Raw genomic sequence first — 17583 nt, 5'->3', positions numbered from 1 at the left:
TACTATGCATTACATTTCAATGCTGTAAATGTTTATACAAAGTTACATTCTTTTCGTTTAGTCCGCTAAATCTACTTCATTGGTTTCAGGAAGTTTCTCTTCTCCTAGCGCTTTGGGATGAAAGGTGAAATAGGAGCCCGATAAGGATATAAGGGCGGATATAAAATAAGAGATTAAACTGATCAGGATAGCGCGATGTGAATCCAAATGAAAGTAATCTGATCCGTACATAAATACGACTTCCCTTGCGCCTAATCCACCTATTGACAGTGGAATTACAGCAACAATCTGTGAAAGTAAAAAGAGCAACAAATACGGAGAAAATTTCCCCTCGAAGTGCAATCCATACAGAATGCATATGGCACATATTACTTGTAATGATTGAACACCCAAGGCCTTCAGGTGTTTGAAAACAAATGAGTAGGCGTAGTCATTGAAAAATCGGCGCATAACTATGTAGTATACAATTGTTCCAACGACGACCCCTAAAATAGGCATCCAATTGGGTATACCGAGCCTAGGAATAAAAATAACAAGTGCTGCCGTTATTAAACACAATGCCCATAAACCACTCAGCCTATCGAAGAAGACACACGACAATAATTTTCTTCCTTTTACTTGATATTTTTTACGCAAGAAGTAAATTTTATAGCCATCACCGCCTATACCACCAGGTAATGATATATTATAGAACATACCGAGTAAATATAGTTTGAAATTGTAGAGCTCCGGAAGGTCTAGATCAACACCTTTAAAAAACGTATTTAATCTCCATGCTGAGATAACGATCGAAATAAAGAAACTTAAAAACCCCAGAGAGAGAAATAAAGGATCTGATTTTGTAAAGACTTCTTTCAAATCGTTCAGACTTACTTTAGTAAATACTAAATACAGTGCTAGAGCGGTTACGGCAAATTTTAAGAGTAATTTGGTGGTATTCCAGAGCTTCTGTTTGGTCATTGGGTTTATTTATAGATCAGAGGAGCTAAGCGGATGAAAAGCATAACTACATAAATGATCAAGAGTAACGTGTTAAGCGAAAGCATCCAATTGAGGTCCGTTTTTTCGTGACGGTTCCGTCCCGTTAAAATTAATAGCGTTAAAAAGCTTAGAAACAAGATCAGTGGAAATATAAAAACCCATTTGTTTTCTATATAAACATAAGTAGTTCCCAATTTTGCAGCAATTTCGTCATCTACAAAAGCCGGAACAACAGCCGCGGCTAAAATAAGGATAAAAAGTCGTACTAATAATTTGGAAACAAATTTGCTTGTGGTATGATTTTTGGATATAGGACTCTTGGATTTAGACTTCATGGATTTACTTTGTTATTTCCTTTTGCTTTACTATAATTAAATCGAGCGATAATAATTTTAAAAAGCTGCACAATGCTCTATATTTGTGATGTATTTTTATTAACTCAAACCTTTACAAAGGAAACAAATGTACAACTTTATTGTATTAAGATTAAAATCTATCACTAAAGAATAAACGGCTATTGGGGATAATTCGTATGAATACCACCGGCTCTTATCCTTTAGTGAGTACTTTTATCATAAATAACTAGTAAGAATGAAAACAACTTTAAAACTTTTGATTTTAGCACCCTTTCTGTTCTTTTTCGTAGCTTGTTCATCTTCGAAGCAAGCTGTATCATCTTCCTCGCCAAGCGGTAGTCAATGGAAGAGAGGTGTAAAGGGCCAATGGGTGCTTAATAGCGTTGAGAAAAAAAATTTTCCAACAGGAGCCAATGTAAAGCGTATCTTTGATGAAGCACCGATTGATTGTTTTGTCGGAAGTACATGGAACTTGATTGCTAACGGAAAAGGTACGATTACCTTCTCAAAAGACGGTGAGCTTTGCGCACCAGGTGCTACCCGTGACATCTTTTGGTCTATTTTTGAGCCTGAAAACGGGGGAGAAGCGCAGTTTCAGTTTAAGAAGCTTTATCCTGGGGAGAAAGCTAAAAACGTAACCGAAGGATATCGTTTGGATTTGGCTTATGCAGATGAGCAAACTTTTACGCTGCAAATGCCGGTCAATACAGGAGATGGTAACGATTCGTTTTTGGAATTCAAATTCAGCAAACGCTAAAATTACATCAATAAAGATTTTACAAAGCGCTGTAACGAGTTAAGTTGCAGCGCTTTTGTTTTTTTTATACTGCAATACATAAAAAGATTTTGCCGTTAAGTTTTCCTGAACGTGCCTTGCATTTGCGGTTTGATCATTAAAATTCTACATTTATCGCCCTAAACATATTTCACACATGCTAAAATTTAATATGAAAACGTTCGTCGTTGCAGCGGCATTCTTTATTGCCGGCAATGGACAGAGCTTTGCACAAGACAACCTCGTTAAGTCGTTACAGAACAACCAAAGTGACAGTAGTAAATTCGGATTTAAGTTTACTGAGGTAATTAATCTGCAAAATACAACTGTCAAAAACCAGGGATCATCGGGAACCTGCTGGAGCTATTCAGGAAACTCTTTTCTGGAGTCGGAGATGATCAGAAATGGAAGAGAGCCTGTGGAAATATCGCAATTATTTACTGCGCGGAATGTATATGTTGAAAAAGGTAAAAATTATGTTCGTTTACACGGCGGTTTGAGCTTAGGAGAAGGTGGGCAATTGCATGATGTTATCAATATGTACCGTAAATATGGTGCAGTGCCCCGTGAGGTATATACGGGATTACATTATGGTACAGACGGAAACAAGCTGGCAGAGATGAGTAGCGTAACTGATGCGGTATTAGCTGCCGTTGTTAAAAATCCAAATGGCAAACTAACGCCGAATTGGATAGAAGCTTATACAAATGCCATTGATACTTATTTGGGAAGAGTTCCTGAAACATTCAATTACAAAGGAAAAAACTATACACCAAAATCATTTGCTAAGGAGGTGATTGGCTTGAATGCGGATGACTATATCGAGCTTTCGTCCTTTAAAGACCACCCATATTACAGCAAGTTCACCCTTTTGATTCCGGATAACTGGTCTTTCGATCAGGTTTATAATGTATCGATGACCGATATGACGGACATTATTGATCATGCATTAGCGAATGGATATACTGTGGGTTGGGCTACTGATGTAAGTGAAAAAGGTTTCAGTTGGAAAAATGGAGTGGCATATGTGCCGGAAAAACCATACGAAAAAATGAATGAAGAAGAGAAAGCGGCCATGTTTAATGGTCCTAAATCCGAACTGACTATCACGGAAGATCTGCGGCAACAAGCTTTTGACGACTATTCAACCACCGATGATCATGGAATGCACATTGTGGGTCTAGCGAAAGATCAAAACGGTAAAGAGTACTATATTGTGAAAAATTCATGGGGCGCATCAAACGATTATAATGGTTATCTTTACGTGACGAAAGCTTTTGTGCAGTTTAAAACGACTGCTTTTATGGTTCATAAGGGCGGGTTGCCGAAGGATGTAGCGAAGAAATTAGGTTTGTAATCGTTTATAGATTAAAACAAAAAGCGCCTACCGGAACGGTAGGCGCTTTTTGTTTAACCTTGAGGAGTTCCTGAAAATAGCTTCTCGATATTATTTAAGGCATCTTCCAATGCCTTCGCTTCTTTGTTCTGCTTATATTCTTTAGCAAGCTCTGCGGAGCTGTAGATGATTTGTGTACCGATTTGAATATTTTGCATTTCTAAATTCGGTTTCGTACCGGCAATAGCAATGTAATATCGAAGTAGTTCATCCACGTATTTTCCATTTTGCGCTAATAGCGCATTTGCTTTATCTGTCATGCCAACCTGATACAATTGTCGAGTCAAAAAGTATAATACTCTTGATTGACCAAGTGAGTAAATCCGTTTGGGAACTACCGACAGGCATCTGTCCAGAACCTTTTTGGCTTCCTCTTTACGGCCTTCTTCATATAAAGTCTGACTTAGTGTGCTGAAGTTGTTGATAATCAAAGAGAGCATTCCATACGATTCATGGTCAAGATAACGTGCCTTAGCCATATTACCCCATACAAATTTATTCATCGTATTATCATAGAGGGCGTCTACGTTAACCGTTTCCCCCATACGCAGCTGTTCTTCTGTTTTGTTGAACTTAACAGGCATCAGACGTAGGGCAAAACCTTCATTAATCAGGTAATTGTCTAAACCTAAATAGTTGCTGTTAGGTACGGTTGTGGCAAAATAAATAGGGCGCTTCCAGTTATTATGTACCAGGATATCAAACATAGCTAATTCTGCTTTAGACACAAAATCCTTATTATAGGTCCAAACCATGGTATCTACGACATTATTATCCCATTTTGCAGGAACCACCTTGTTTTTAACAACATCGGCTTTATTTACTGAAAGTTTGAAATTTTTTGTAAATAAATAATTGGAGCGACTGCCATCCTGATATTCAACTTGATCGTTCGGATTATCCGATAATAGAACATCAAGAACGGAGCTCAGTTCGATTGGTTGTTTGAATCCGGCATCCATAAATGATAGACCATCACGGGTTCCCTGTTTAAACTGACTGTCCTTCATTGTGATGGGGAGAGCATCGGCTTCATTGACTTTTTCCTTCATTTGTCGTACGTACCAATCGGCACTCAATAAACTCAAGTTAACGATACGAACATCGGGTCTAAAATTTTCAACTTCCTGAACGTACCATAAGGGATAAGTGTCGTTGTCTCCATAGGTAAACAAAATAGCATTAGGTGCACAGGATTGCAGGTAATCTTTGGCGAGATCTCGGGCAACGTATTTTGTGGAGCGGTCATGATCGTCCCAACCCTCTTTTGCCATCAGTATAGGGGCTGCAAATAAGCCTATCAGTGTAGCTGCGATACCTGCCGTTTTAGCACTGGTTTTCTTTTGTAGCATATCCGCTAGCCCAATGACACCTAACCCGATCCAAATAGCGAAGGCGTAAAAAGATCCCGCATAGGCATAATCGCGCTCACGCGGTTGGAGAGGTGTTTGGTTAAGATATAACACGATCGCCAAACCGGTAAAGAAAAAGAGCAAACCCACAATACCCGCGTCTTTTTGATGACGTTTAAAGTGCCACAATGCACCTATTATACCTAAAATTAAAGGCAGTCCATAAAATTTATTATTCGAAGGATCTGTTTTTAATGATTCCGGTATTGCATCCTGCCCTCCCAGACGTGCCTGATCAATTGGCTTGATACCTGTTATCCAATTACCCTCCGTGAAGCTTCCATCACCCTTTTGATCGTTTTGTCGCCCGACAAAATTCCAGAAGAAATAACGAGCATACATATGACCTACTTGATAGGTGAAAAAGAAACTGAGGTTATTACCAAAAGTAGGTTGATCATTTTCCCCTAAATTTAGCCAGCTTCTATAAAATTGCGGATGCCCTCTTCCCGGATCATTACTATAGATGCGAGGAAATATAGTTTCCCGATCATAAACATAGCTGTATTTTTTTCCTATATTTTCGTATTTTTCTTCTCCCTTAATATAGGTATTGCTACCTTCTTTTCGATCGATAATTTTGGATGTGAAGTAAGGGCCTTTGAAGAGTGGCTCTTCACCGTATTGCTCTCGGTTAAGGTATCCCAAAAATGAAAATGCATTATCGGGATCGCTATTGTTTAAGCTTGGATCCGCTTTTGCACGTACTAAAATCATGGCAAAAGAACCGTAACCTAAAATAATAAAGCAAATCCCTAATAAAATTAAATTTAAACGCGGTTTTACTTTTGTTATTGAATAGTAAATACCAAATGTCAAGCCACCGATGACCAGTAAGGCAAAAAACACCACGCCGGTGCCGAAACCGAGTCCTAATGTATTAACGAAGAATAGGTCGAAGTAAGCCGCAAACTTAATCAGGTACTGGATGATGCCCCAAAGGACAAAGGCCACAATGACACAACCAATTAAGAAAGTTTTGAAGACACCCCCGTTGCTTGGAGTTTTAACCCGTTTAAAATAAACGACGAGGGCGAGTGCGGGAATTGTTAATAGGTTCAGTAAGTGAACGCCAATAGAAAGCCCCATAACATACGCGATTAACAAGAGCCATTTGTCGGCCCGAGGTTCTTCAGCGTGGGCTTCCCATTTTAGAATTGCCCAAAACACGATCGCTGTACACAGGGACGACATGGCGTATACCTCGGATTCGACCGCAGAAAACCAGAACGTGTCAGAGAACGTGTAAGCCAAAGCGCCAACCAGACCTGCACCCATTATTTGAATAAGATTTCCCGGTAACAAGGTTGTATTCCCCTGCCACAGTACTTTCCGTGCCAGGGCTGTGATGGTCCAAAACAGGAACATAATGGTTAAACCACTGGAAACAGCCGATCCGAAGTTCATCCAATAAGCGATTGACTCTTTGTTACCGAAGGCTAGATTGCTGAAAATATTCTGCAACATCAAGAAAAGGGGAGCGCCCGGTTGATGTACGATTTGCATCTTATAGGCGGCTGCGATAAATTCACCACAGTCCCAATAACTGGCTGTAGGTTCTAGGGTTAACACATAAACTAAGGTGGAAACGATAAATGTTATCCATCCGAGTAAATTGTTCGTTTTGTTATAATCCATCAGTTACTATTGTTTATTTCGTTCTTTTAAGCGTTCGTTCTCGGTATAAGAAACGCATAATATATCATTATAATACAATTAAGTGCCGAAAATAAGTATTAGTATTGATATAAAGGAAAAATTGAAAAGTAAAAAGTAAAAAAAGAGATGCTGAAAAACATCCACTTGATATTCAAGTAGCTGCTAAAAAAGAGAAAAAAAATGAATGAAATATTTTGAGTATTTAGAATATCACTTTATATTTGCACTCCGTTTACGGCAGAAGGCTGATAAACAAAGCGAATTGCCCGATAGTATAAAGGTAGTACAACTGATTTTGGTTCAGTTTGTCTAGGTTCGAATCCTGGTCGGGCAACATAAACAAAAGAGAATCGGGTCGTTGAAAGCGGCCCGAATTTTTTTAAACACCAAACCCACACGCATGCCTCTTCAATTTAACACGGTTAAATTATTTGCCGGATCCGGTAGCAAAGAACTGGCTCAAAAAATCTCTCAATCTTATGGTAAGGAATTAGGCGAAATGACCTTGTCTCGCTTTAGTGATGGCGAGTTCCAACCATTTTACAACGAATCGGTTCGTGGTAGCGACGTGTTCTTGATACAGTCCACTTATCAGCCAACCGATAACTTGTTTGAACTGCTTTTAATGATCGATGCTGCAAAACGAGCTTCTGCTCATTATATAACAGCTGTAGTTCCTTATTTCGGTTTTGCCCGTCAAGATCGAAAAGATAAGCCACGGGTAGCGATAGGGGCGAAGATGATCGCTAACCTGTTAACAGCGGCGGGAGCCCATCGGATTATGACCATGGATTTGCATGCTGCTCAAATTCAAGGGTTCTTTGATATACCGGTCGATCATTTAGATGCAGCGAGTATTTTTGTGCCCTATATCAAGTCGTTGAATCTTCCCAATCTCACAATCGCTTCGCCTGATATGGGCGGTTCTTATCGCGCTAGAACTTTTGCCAAATACTTTAATGCTGAGGTGGTTATTTGTGATAAACAGCGTAAACGGGCAAACGAGATTGAGTCGATGTCCATTATTGGCGATGTGACAGGACAAGATATCGTGTTGATTGATGATATTTGTGATACCGCAGGTACCTTATCAAAAGCAGCTTCGCTGATTATGGAGAATGGTGCCAGTAGTGTACGGGCAGTGTGTACACATCCTGTTCTTTCGGGTAAGGCCTATGAAACGGTCGAGAACTCAGTTTTAAGTGAGCTGATTGTTACGGATACCATCCCTTTAAAGGGGAAAAGTAGTAAAATCAAAGTATTGTCAACCGCGGATTTGTTTGCACGTGCGATAACAAACATCAATGAACACGGTTCAATCAGTGATTTATTTAAAATTTTTGATCAAAATAAATAATCGATCAATCTTTTTTTCTATCTTTGCAGCCTTGAAAAATGGGGCATGTAGATTGTGTTCTGTAAATGGAAAAATAATAAATATAGATAATGAAATCAATTGCTATTAGCGGTTCTCTTAGAGAGAACGTAGGGAAAAGAGACGCAAAAGAATTACGCTATGCCGGTAAGGTACCAGCTGTTCTTTATGGAGGTGATGAACAATACCACTTCGCTGTGTCCGCAGCTGATTTGAAACCATTGATTTATACACCGGAAGTTAATTTCGTAGATCTTGAAATTGGCGGAAAGAAGTATCAAGCAATTGTTCAAGAGGCTCAGTATCATCCGCTTACGGATCAAATTATTCACATTGACTTTTTGGCGCTAAATGAAAAGAAAGAGGTTTCTGTGAATATTCCTATCGCGCTAACCGGTACATCTCCCGGTGTTAAAATGGGTGGTAAATTAGTTCAAAAATTACGTAAATTGCGCGTGAAGGCCCTACCAAAAGATATGCCTCAAGTGATTGAAGTTAGCTTAGAGTCATTGGAAGTAGGGAAATCTGTACGTGTAGGCGCTATTGAAATTAAGAATGCTAAGGTGCTTAATAATGCTGATGATACAATTGTTTCAGTAATTATGTCACGTGCATTAAAACAAGCTGAACAAGAAGCTGCTAAGACTGGTAAGAAATAATAGTTTTTTAAGCATTTACCAAAGGCATCCGGTGATCAGCATCGGATGCTTTTTTTATAGGGTAAAAAATGAAGTATCTAATAGTTGGTTTAGGTAATATTGGGCAAGAATATGCTGATACACGGCATAATATCGGGTTTATGGTTGCGGATGAACTTATCAAGGAATTCGCTGCAGGTTATTCTACCTTGAAATATGCATTTTATTCGGAATTTAAGCACAAAGGCAGAGCCGTTCATGTTATTAAACCTACCACTTATATGAATCTGAGCGGAAAAGCGGTTAATTACTGGATGCATGAGCTTAAGATACCGATTTCCAATGTTTTGGTCATTGTGGACGATTTAGCGATCCCATTTGGTAGCATTCGAATTAAACCAAAAGGAAGTGCGGCGGGACATAATGGACTCAAAAATATTGAGGCATTGTGTGGGGGACAGCAATATGCACGTTTGCGTTTTGGTATAGGTGATAATTATCCTAAAGGACGGCAGATAGATTATGTTTTGGGACCGTTTGATAAGGATGAGCAAGCCTCGTTGCCGTCATTAATACAACATGCAGTCGACGCGATCAAAAGTTTCGTTTCCGTGGGACTCGAGCTGACGATGACGAATTTTAATAAATAGCTTTAAGTTTCAGGAGTTAACCCTTAATTAATAGCTAAGTCAAGGTTAAAAACGAGAGAAAAATGAAAATTTACGGAATTAAGAACTGTAATACAGTTAAAAAAGCATTGGAATGGCTGGAAAAAAATGAAATATCCTATGATTTTCAGGATTTTAAGAAATTGGGTGTGAGCGAAGATACATTACAGCGCTGGGAGGAGGAAGTAAGTTGGGAATTGTTAGTTAATAAAAGGGGAACAACTTGGCGAAGTTTAAGCGATGCAGAGAAGGAGGCGGTAGTTGATCAATATACGGCCAACAAATTAATGCAAGAGAAAACCAGCGTTATAAAACGACCCGTTATTGAATCTCCAAAAGGGTTAATAGTGGGATTTGATGAGAAGGAATACCTGGATAAACTAAAATAATTGTTACAAAGGCTTAAAATATTCATTTTAAGCCTTTATTTTTATAAGTGACCTTAAAAATAGAGTTATATTAGCGGATAGCCAAAGTTGGAGCGAATCTTGCTTTGCAAGTTATTTTTAATTTATACAGATGCTAAAACAACGATCCTTTATAGCTTTTATAGCTTTTATTCTTTTTTCGGGAGTTGCTGCCTTCGCTCAGCAGACCGTTTCTACTCAAAGCAAATATAACTATGAAAAAGCCTTTGCCCCGATCTTTTATACCCAGAATGGAAATGAGTATCGGTCGGCAAGTGGAAAGCCGGGAATAAAGTATTGGCAAAATAAGGTCAATTATACGATAAAGGTACACTTGAACACGGATCGAAAAGAGCTGGAAGGGATAGCATATTTAGATTATACCAATAATAGCCCTGATAAACTCGATTTTCTATGGCTACAGTTGGATCAGAATCTCTTTTCAAAAAAGAGCCGGGGAGCACAAATTGTTTCGATAGGTAAAAGTAGATACGGTTCACATGATACGCCTTTTGATGGCGGTTATACGATTGAGGCAGTTAAAGGAGCCGACGGTAAAGAAATAGATTACAAGATTGACGATACACGTATGCAGGTATTTCTACCGGAAGATTTGGATGCCACCGGGGGCAACACGAAGCTTGCCATTCATTATCGTTACACAATCCCGGATTATGGTGCAGATCGTACGGGTATTTTGGAAACCGCGCATGGAGATATTTTTGCTATTGCACAATGGTATCCTCGAATGGCTGTTTACGACGATGTGCTTGGATGGAATGTACAACCGTATACAGGACCCGGTGAATTTTACCTGGAGTATGGCGATTTCAATATTGAAATTACGGCCCCCAGCAAGCATATCGTTGTTTGTGGAGGAGAATTGTTAAATCCTGAAGAAGTGTACACAACGGAGCAGTTGAAGCGGTGGGAGCGTGCTGCTAAGAGTGATAAAACAGTTGTGATACGCTCCGGTGAAGAGGTGACTGACGTCAAGTCCAGGCCTGGTGAGAATAAAGAACTAACTTGGCGATTTAAACTTAATCGTAGTAGGGACATTGCGTGGGCATCGTCCAGTTCTTTCATTGTGGATGCCGCAAAAATTAATTTACCCGGGGGGCAAACTTCTCTGGCAATATCCGCTTATCCAATAGAAAGTAGGGGAAACAACGCTTGGGAACGATCAACAGAGTATACAAAATCATCAATAGAATATTATTCAAACAAATGGTACCCTTATCCCTATCCGGTTGCGGTGAATGTTGCATCGAATGTCGGAGGGATGGAATACCCAGGTATTGTTTTTTGTAGAAATACTGCTAAAGCGAGTAGCTTATGGGGGGTGACAGACCACGAGTTTGGACATATTTGGTTTCCAATGATAGTAGGAAGTAACGAGCGATTGTATGCCTGGATGGATGAAGGTTTTAATAGTTTTATCAATTCGCTGTCAAAAGACGTTTTTAATAGGGGCGAATATAAAGCACCGAAGTATGATGGACATGACTTGGCCCGTATTTATTTTGGTGATGAGGTTGAGCCCATCATGTCATCACCTCAAAATATGAAGGAAAGTAATATCGGAACACTCGCCTACAGGAAGCCACAGTTGGCATTAACAATTTTACGGGAACATATTTTGGGAGAGGAACGCTTTGACAGGGCATTCAAAACATATATTGAATATTGGGCGTATAAACATCCTACACCATTCGACTTCTTTCGAACAATGGAGAATGTGGCAGGTGAAAATTTAAGTTGGTTTTGGAGATCATGGTTTCAACACAATTGGAAATTAGATCAAGCTGTTGAAGGAGTTAAATACGTTGACAATGACCCTGCTAAAGGAGCGATCATTACGGTGTCTAATCTTGAGGAAATGCCAATGCCATTAATTGTCGAAATTGTTTCTGCCGATGATGAGAAGCAACTGATAAAACTTCCGGTGGAGATTTGGGAAAGAAATCAATCTTTTTCATTTAAAGTGTCTACTATAGAAAAGCTTAAGTCAGTAGTTATCGACCCTGAACGGGTTTTTCCAGATGTCAACCCAAGCAATAATAGTTGGACTGATATACAATAAATGTTAAATTTTAGGTTTTAGCTAACACTTTTCATTTAAAACTGTTTAGTTTGTACCTGAAATACCAGATTCATTGAATATATGATAAAGCCTTTTACATTGTGTTTCTTTTTATTGGTTAGTATGATTACGGTAAACGCTCAAGACCGTTTTAGAGGAATCGTGTTGGAGTATAAAAGCAACGAGCTGATGCCGGAAGTATCGATAAAGAATTTGAATAAAAGTGATAGCACACGCAGTGATCAATCGGGGGAATTCTCGATTCGTGCCAGTAAGGATGATATTCTGGTATTTTCTTATCCGGGATATCGTGTAGATAGTTTGGTGGTGACGGACTTCGCGTTGAAAAGAATATATCTCACTTCCGTAAATGATCCTCGTATGTTAGAGGTGGTGAACATTAACGCCTTGACAAACAATCGTATTGCTGAAGAAAAAGAGCGTTTAAAAAAAGAAGGTCAATTTGCGAATACCGTTACCGGTAGTAGCAATGTAAATGGTACCCAACGGATGGGAGGGATTGGTTTTTCTCCTTCTCGTATTTTTGGGAAGGGAGCCCGCAATGCCAGAAGGCAGTATAAGATGCTGGAAGAGGAAAGTAACAATCGTATTATAGATGCTCGGTTTACAGCCGAGTTAATTACCAGCCTGACACCTTTAAGAGGAGAAGATTTAAGTTTATTTATGGCGAAATATCGTCCGAAGGCTTCGTTTATCCAAGAAGCCAATGATGAAACGCTTCGTTTATATGTTATGGATTCCTATAATAAATATAAAAACTTAAGCCCGGCCGCTAAAGAAAAAATTAAATTGGAGGATACAACACAGACTAAATAAAGTCCGCATTCCATATAATGGCTGTTTTATCGTCACTTACCGAAACAAAAGTTTGATCATCTATCCAGGATATATTATTGATAGACAAACGATGTGTTTCGTATCCTTTGTCGAAACTAATATTTTTGATTAACGAATAATCTGCAGTACGCCATATTTTTATACTTTTATCACGACTAGCTGTAATAAACACTGGAAAAGTAGGGTGATAAGCTATGCCGTATATACTAAACATGTGGGCCGTGATATTCTTTTCTAATAGAAAATGCTTAGTCTCGAATACATTTAATTGCGCATCTCGTCCGCCCGTTAATAAAAAGCGGTCATCCGGTGAGAAGGCAAGTGCGGTTATGGCTGCACTATGTTCATTGATCTCTTGAAACGGTATATAGTCTTGGGCATGGAACAACCTGATTTTGCTGTCTTTTGATCCAAATGCGAGTATATTTTCTTCCTGATTGAGCGCTATGCAACGCACTGTTTCTGTTGATACGCTGAAATGATATAGTAAATTGAAATTTACCGTGTTCCATATAGAGACTGTACCATCTTCTGAAGATACGATAATTTCGGATTTCGTTCGAAATGCCTGTATCCCAAAAATGGGTTTTTCGTGATGTTGTAGCCTGGCGACTACGAGCTGTTTTTCAATATCAACAATCGTAACCAATCCACTTCGTTCACCAACTGCAAGTAAATTACTGGCAGGTATATAGTGTAAGGCATAGACGGAGCTCTTTACCGGAAGAAGTATTCTTCTAAACTTGCCCAGCTCAAGATCCCATTCAACTACGCCTTTATCATTACCTGCCGTGAAGAGCGTTGTAGGAGCTCCTCCTGTTTCAACAGCAAAAATCGGATTCTGATGTCCCGATAAGGTGTGTTTTTTAGTGATCTCTATCTTATTCATACTTTACTTCTGATGCCGTTTCGCCAGATTTTCTGCAATACGTATCAAGGGAGTATCTTTCTCTCGCAATAGGACCAATAAATGGAAGAGTAGGTCTGACGACTCGTTAATGAAGTCCGTATCCGATTCCTTAAGTGCGGCGATGACAGTTTCAACTGCTTCTTCTCCTACTTTTTGAGCAATTTTATTGACACCTTTTCCTCTTAGCTTATTTACATAAGAACTTTCAACGGGGTTGGTAAATCGGTCATCAATAATTTTTTCTAGCTGGAAAATGAAATTTTGATTGTAGTCGGTGTTAAAGCAACTTCTGGATCCGGTATGGCAAGTTGGGCCTTTTGGATTTACTTTAATCAGAAGCGTGTCCTGATCACAATCAACAGCCGTTTCTACTACTTCTAAGTAATTACCACTTTCTTCCCCTTTGGTCCAAAGACGATTCTTGGTACGAGAGAAGAAAGTGACACGTTGCTCCCGCTTCGTTTTCTCCCAAGCTTCTTCATTCATATACCCTAACATCAGGACTTCCAATGTTTGGTAATCTTGGATGACAGCGGGAACTAAGCCTGCTCCCTTATTAAAATCTAACATTCTTTTTAAATTAAAATTACATTAACGGACTTCAATACCCTGTGATCTCAGCGTTTCCTTTAGTTCGGGTATACGAATTTCACCGTAATGAAAAACGGACGCTGCTAGCGCAGCATCTACCTGTGTTTCCAAGAAAACATCTACAAAGTGTTGCTGATTACCTGCACCACCCGAAGCGATAAGGGGTATACTTAAGCTTTTGTTAACCGTGCGAAGCAAGTTGCAATCAAAACCATTCTTTGTTCCGTCATGATCCATAGAGGTAAGTAATATCTCTCCGGCCCCTCTACTTTCGGCTTCCTTTATCCATTCTTCTGTTATCAAATCTGTTTTTATTCTTCCGCCATTAAGGTGAACATAATTTTTGCCGTCGATATGTTTTGTATCAATCGCAACTACAACGAATTGAATACCAAAAGTGTCCGCCAGCTTATTGATTAAATCGGGATTTCTTACAGCAGCGGAGTTGATAGAGATTTTATCAGCGCCAGCGTTTAGCAATAGATCCGCATCACTTATTTCATGTATCCCTCCGCCGATGGTAAAAGGGATATTCACATTTCTAGCGACAGCTTTTACCATATCGATCGTAGTCTTACGTTTTTCATGTGTAGCTGTGATATCTAGAAAAACCAACTCATCGGCATCCTGTTTGGAATACTGCCATGCCAGCTCAACGGGATCTCCTGCATCACGCAAATCAATGAAGTTAACTCCCTTAACTGTTCTCCCATCCTTTACATCGAGGCAAGGGATAATACGCTTAGTAACACCCGTGTTTAGAAATTGATCAGCGCGCGAAGGTTCCATTCTTTTATTTCTTCAATACTTATCCTGTCTTCGTAAATCGCTTTTCCAACCACACATGCTTCTATCCGAAATTCATCGAGGGCTTTAATATCATCCATCGAACTAATACCACCAGAAGCAATTAATTTGATTATCGGGGAATGATCTAAAAGTTTTTTATACAAATCAATACCTGCTCCGCCAAGTTTTCCGTCCTTATTGATGTCTGTGCAAAGGAATCGGAAGAAACCTAAACCAAGGCATCTATCTATATAATCGATTAACTTTAGTGGCGAACTTTCCATCCAACCTGAATACTTAATTACCTCATCTAAAACATCGATAGCAACCACAATGTGATCGGAACATTTGATGCCATTACAATAAAGATGGCTGAGCTCATCCAAAAATTCAGGATTGGTAATTGCTTGTGTTCCCACGATAACCCGATGTACACCTGCGTCAATCAGCTCTTTTACTTTTTCGATGCTCCTGACCCCGCCTCCATATTGCACCTTCATGTCGGTTTTTTTGATAATGTCAAAAAGGTATTGCTGATTGCTAAAATCGCCTTTTGCGCCGTTGAGATCAATAACATGTACGAATTCGGTACCATTTGACTGGTATTTTTCGATCATCTCCTCCAAACTAATATCGTAGGTGGTGATATCGTCATATTTACCTTCTCGTAGACGAACTACCTTTTTATCCAATATATCGATCGCTGGAATAATATACATGACTTTTCTTGATTAGATTGTACAAAAATTTCTTAATAATTGTTCCCCTGCTTCCCCGGATTTTTCAGGATGAAACTGGACTCCGTAAAAATTGTTAAACTGTATAGCAGAAGAAAACTTAAGACCATACGTTGTATAAGCGAGTGTAAAAGTAGGATTATATTCGATAAAATAAGAGTGGACAAAGTAAAAATATGCATCAGTGGGTATTCCGCGAAAAAGACCGTCGGCATGCTTTGCACTCACTTGATTCCATCCCATATGGGGAACTTTATGTGGAATCTTATGTGTAAAATGTAACGTGTCAATATCCATAATGTCCAATAGTTGAGCATCTCCTTCTTCCGAATGGCGTGTTAACAATTGCATACCTACACAAATCCCCAATACGGGTTTTTTAAGCACTTTTATCGAATCAACTAATCCTGAAGTTTGCAGTTTTTGCATAGCAGCACCTGCATGACCAACACCAGGTATAATAATATGGCTATATTTCTCCATCGTATCTCCCGCATTAACCATACCATATTTTAAGCTCAGTCGATCGAGCGCAGCAGTTAGAGAGAAAATGTTTCCTGCACCGTAATTTATTATTCCTATCATTATTCCAACATTCTATGTTAAGAATTACCATTCATAATGGTAGAGATTATCTGTTTTGGCGCCATTTACCGAAAAATGTAGCGCCTGAATTTATTTATTTCTAAAGTACTCCTTTGGTACTAGGAAGCTCCATCCGCTCGGGGTCTCTTTTTACCGCCATTTTAATCGCTTTTGCAAAAGCCTTAAAAATCGCCTCAATTTTGTGATGTTCATTTTGTCCTTCTGCTTTAATATTCAGGTTGCATTTTGCTGCATCAGAAAAGGACTTAAAGAAATGGATGAACATTTCAGTAGGCATTTCACCTATTTTCTCACGTTTAAATGTTGCCTCCCATACCAGCCAGCTTCTGCCCCCAAAATCCAATGCCACTTGCGCTAAGCAGTCATCCATTGGCAAACAGAAACCGTATCGCTCCATACCTCTTTTATCACCGAGTGCTTTCAATATTGCTTCTCCTAATGCAAGCGCTGTATCTTCGATCGTATGATGTTCATCAATATGTAGATCACCTTTTGTTTTGATGGTCAGATCCATGCTCCCATGCCGCGCTAACTGATCAAGCATATGATCGAAAAAAGGAAGACCTGTTTCGATATCCGCCTTACCTTTTCCCTCCAAGTTGACGGCTACATAAATATCCGTTTCATTGGTTGTTCGTTGATGCGTGGCCGAGCGACGGCCAACTTTTAAATATTCATATACCTTTTTGAATTCTGTTGTTTCTAAAGCAATAACATTGGCATCAACAAGAAGGTTTTCTTTTGCACCTAGCTCATCGTTATTTCGCAGCCAAATAGCCTTTGCACCAAGATTCTGCGCAAGACGTACATCGTTGATCCGATCGCCGATAACGTAGGAATTAGATAAGTCATATTTGTCGTTATCAAAATAGATTGTTAGCATACCAATACCGGGTTTCCGCGTTTCTGCTTGTTCGTGTGGAAAAGTACGATCGATATGTTCCCTGCTAAAATGAACACCTTCGCCGGCGAAAGTTTCCATAACAAAGCGATGTACCGGCCAAAAATTGGCCTCCGGATGTGAATCAGTGCCTAGGCCATCTTGATTACTGACCAAAACTAGTTCATAGTCCAGTTCATTGGCTATTCGGGCCAGGTACTGTATAGCCCCGGGATAAAATTTAAGCTTTTCGAAGGAATCAATTTGTTCATCTTCTGGTTCAAGGATCAATGTCCCGTCGCGGTCAATAAATAAAATCCGCTTTTTATTGTTGGTAATTGCCATATTATCAATTCATTCGTCCTTTAAATCTAACAAAGCAAACAAAATTACCATTAATTCTTTTGTAAAGACAGGCTTTTGGATTTGCGTAAATTTTCTGTTTTATTATTTAATGCGAGT

The 17583-nt window shown here is 39.3% G+C and carries 17 protein-coding genes and 1 tRNA gene; 9 read left to right on the top strand and 9 right to left on the bottom strand.

The annotated features are described in order from the left end of the window. Positions 1 to 57: 57 nt before the first annotated feature. Both RYH73_RS10350 and RYH73_RS10345 read right to left on the bottom strand, forming a co-directional pair. Positions 58 to 960 carry a lysylphosphatidylglycerol synthase transmembrane domain-containing protein gene (locus RYH73_RS10350; protein WP_335313347.1) on the bottom strand — a complete coding sequence of 301 codons (903 nt, stop codon included), beginning with the start codon at positions 958 to 960 and terminating at the stop codon, positions 58 to 60. Positions 961 to 965: 5 nt separating this feature from the next. Continuing rightward, complete coding sequence (locus RYH73_RS10345) at positions 966 to 1316, bottom strand: hypothetical protein (protein ID WP_335313346.1); 351 nt, start codon at positions 1314 to 1316, stop codon at positions 966 to 968. A gap of 256 nt (positions 1317 to 1572) precedes the next feature. On the opposite strand from RYH73_RS10345, the gene RYH73_RS10340 reads away from it, so the two are divergent. Then, positions 1573 to 2094, top strand: a complete 522-nt coding sequence (locus RYH73_RS10340) for a hypothetical protein (protein ID WP_335313345.1) — start codon at positions 1573 to 1575, stop codon at positions 2092 to 2094. Between the two features lie 190 nt (positions 2095 to 2284). Beyond that, complete coding sequence (locus tag RYH73_RS10335) at positions 2285 to 3469, top strand: aminopeptidase C (protein ID WP_335313344.1); 1185 nt, start codon at positions 2285 to 2287, stop codon at positions 3467 to 3469. Positions 3470 to 3522: 53 nt separating this feature from the next. Here RYH73_RS10335 and RYH73_RS10330 read toward each other — a convergent pair whose 3' ends face one another. Further along, complete coding sequence (locus tag RYH73_RS10330) at positions 3523 to 6558, bottom strand: glycosyltransferase family 117 protein (protein ID WP_335313343.1); 3036 nt, start codon at positions 6556 to 6558, stop codon at positions 3523 to 3525. Between the two features lie 284 nt (positions 6559 to 6842). Here RYH73_RS10330 and RYH73_RS10325 point away from each other — a divergent pair. From RYH73_RS10325 to RYH73_RS10295, 7 genes are all read left to right on the top strand, one after another. Then, positions 6843 to 6913, top strand: a tRNA-Gln gene (locus tag RYH73_RS10325). Between the two features lie 66 nt (positions 6914 to 6979). Next, complete coding sequence (locus tag RYH73_RS10320) at positions 6980 to 7936, top strand: ribose-phosphate pyrophosphokinase (RefSeq protein WP_335313342.1); 957 nt, start codon at positions 6980 to 6982, stop codon at positions 7934 to 7936. 89 nt (positions 7937 to 8025) lie between these two features. Beyond that, positions 8026 to 8613 (top strand): 50S ribosomal protein L25/general stress protein Ctc, encoded by a 588-nt coding sequence (locus tag RYH73_RS10315; RefSeq protein ID WP_335313341.1) that lies wholly within the window; start codon positions 8026 to 8028, stop codon positions 8611 to 8613. Between the two features lie 68 nt (positions 8614 to 8681). After that, positions 8682 to 9242 (top strand): aminoacyl-tRNA hydrolase, encoded by a 561-nt coding sequence (gene pth / locus RYH73_RS10310; RefSeq protein WP_335313340.1) that lies wholly within the window; start codon positions 8682 to 8684, stop codon positions 9240 to 9242. 62 nt (positions 9243 to 9304) lie between these two features. Next, a complete protein-coding gene (locus tag RYH73_RS10305) occupies positions 9305 to 9649 on the top strand; it encodes an arsenate reductase (protein WP_335313339.1) in 345 nt (114 codons plus the stop codon). 130 nt (positions 9650 to 9779) lie between these two features. Further along, the gene (locus tag RYH73_RS10300; RefSeq protein ID WP_335313338.1) at positions 9780 to 11750 is read left to right on the top strand and encodes a M1 family metallopeptidase; all 1971 of its coding nucleotides are present in this window, start codon (positions 9780 to 9782) and stop codon (positions 11748 to 11750) included. 123 nt (positions 11751 to 11873) lie between these two features. Then, positions 11874 to 12587, top strand: a complete 714-nt coding sequence (locus RYH73_RS10295; protein ID WP_335313337.1) for a hypothetical protein — start codon at positions 11874 to 11876, stop codon at positions 12585 to 12587. Here the strand turns inward: RYH73_RS10295 and RYH73_RS10290 are convergent. From RYH73_RS10290 to hisB, 6 genes are all read right to left on the bottom strand, one after another. Further along, entirely contained in the window at positions 12580 to 13497 is a 918-nt protein-coding gene (locus tag RYH73_RS10290) for a WD40 repeat domain-containing protein (protein WP_335313336.1), read from the bottom strand. The two genes, RYH73_RS10295 and RYH73_RS10290, sit on opposite strands and share 8 nt — an antisense overlap. A 3-nt stretch (positions 13498 to 13500) precedes the next feature. Continuing rightward, positions 13501 to 14088 carry a bifunctional phosphoribosyl-AMP cyclohydrolase/phosphoribosyl-ATP diphosphatase HisIE gene (gene hisIE / locus RYH73_RS10285; protein WP_335313335.1) on the bottom strand — a complete coding sequence of 196 codons (588 nt, stop codon included), beginning with the start codon at positions 14086 to 14088 and terminating at the stop codon, positions 13501 to 13503. Between the two features lie 21 nt (positions 14089 to 14109). Further along, positions 14110 to 14898, bottom strand: a complete 789-nt coding sequence (hisF, locus tag RYH73_RS10280; RefSeq protein ID WP_335313334.1) for an imidazole glycerol phosphate synthase subunit HisF — start codon at positions 14896 to 14898, stop codon at positions 14110 to 14112. Further along, positions 14868 to 15617 carry a 1-(5-phosphoribosyl)-5-[(5-phosphoribosylamino)methylideneamino]imidazole-4-carboxamide isomerase gene (locus RYH73_RS10275; protein WP_335313333.1) on the bottom strand — a complete coding sequence of 250 codons (750 nt, stop codon included), beginning with the start codon at positions 15615 to 15617 and terminating at the stop codon, positions 14868 to 14870. The genes hisF and RYH73_RS10275 overlap by 31 nt, the downstream gene beginning before the upstream one ends. Before the next feature lie 12 nt (positions 15618 to 15629). After that, positions 15630 to 16220 carry an imidazole glycerol phosphate synthase subunit HisH gene (gene hisH, locus RYH73_RS10270; RefSeq protein WP_335313332.1) on the bottom strand — a complete coding sequence of 197 codons (591 nt, stop codon included), beginning with the start codon at positions 16218 to 16220 and terminating at the stop codon, positions 15630 to 15632. A 100-nt stretch (positions 16221 to 16320) separates the two neighbouring features. Beyond that, entirely contained in the window at positions 16321 to 17466 is a 1146-nt protein-coding gene (gene hisB, locus RYH73_RS10265; protein ID WP_335313331.1) for a bifunctional histidinol-phosphatase/imidazoleglycerol-phosphate dehydratase HisB, read from the bottom strand. Positions 17467 to 17583 lie beyond the last annotated feature (117 nt).

It is taken from the genome of Olivibacter sp. CPCC 100613 (genome assembly GCF_036959255.1).
GTDB lineage: Bacteria > Bacteroidota > Bacteroidia > Sphingobacteriales > Sphingobacteriaceae > Olivibacter.
This window is presented reverse-complemented; position numbering and strand designations above follow the sequence as displayed.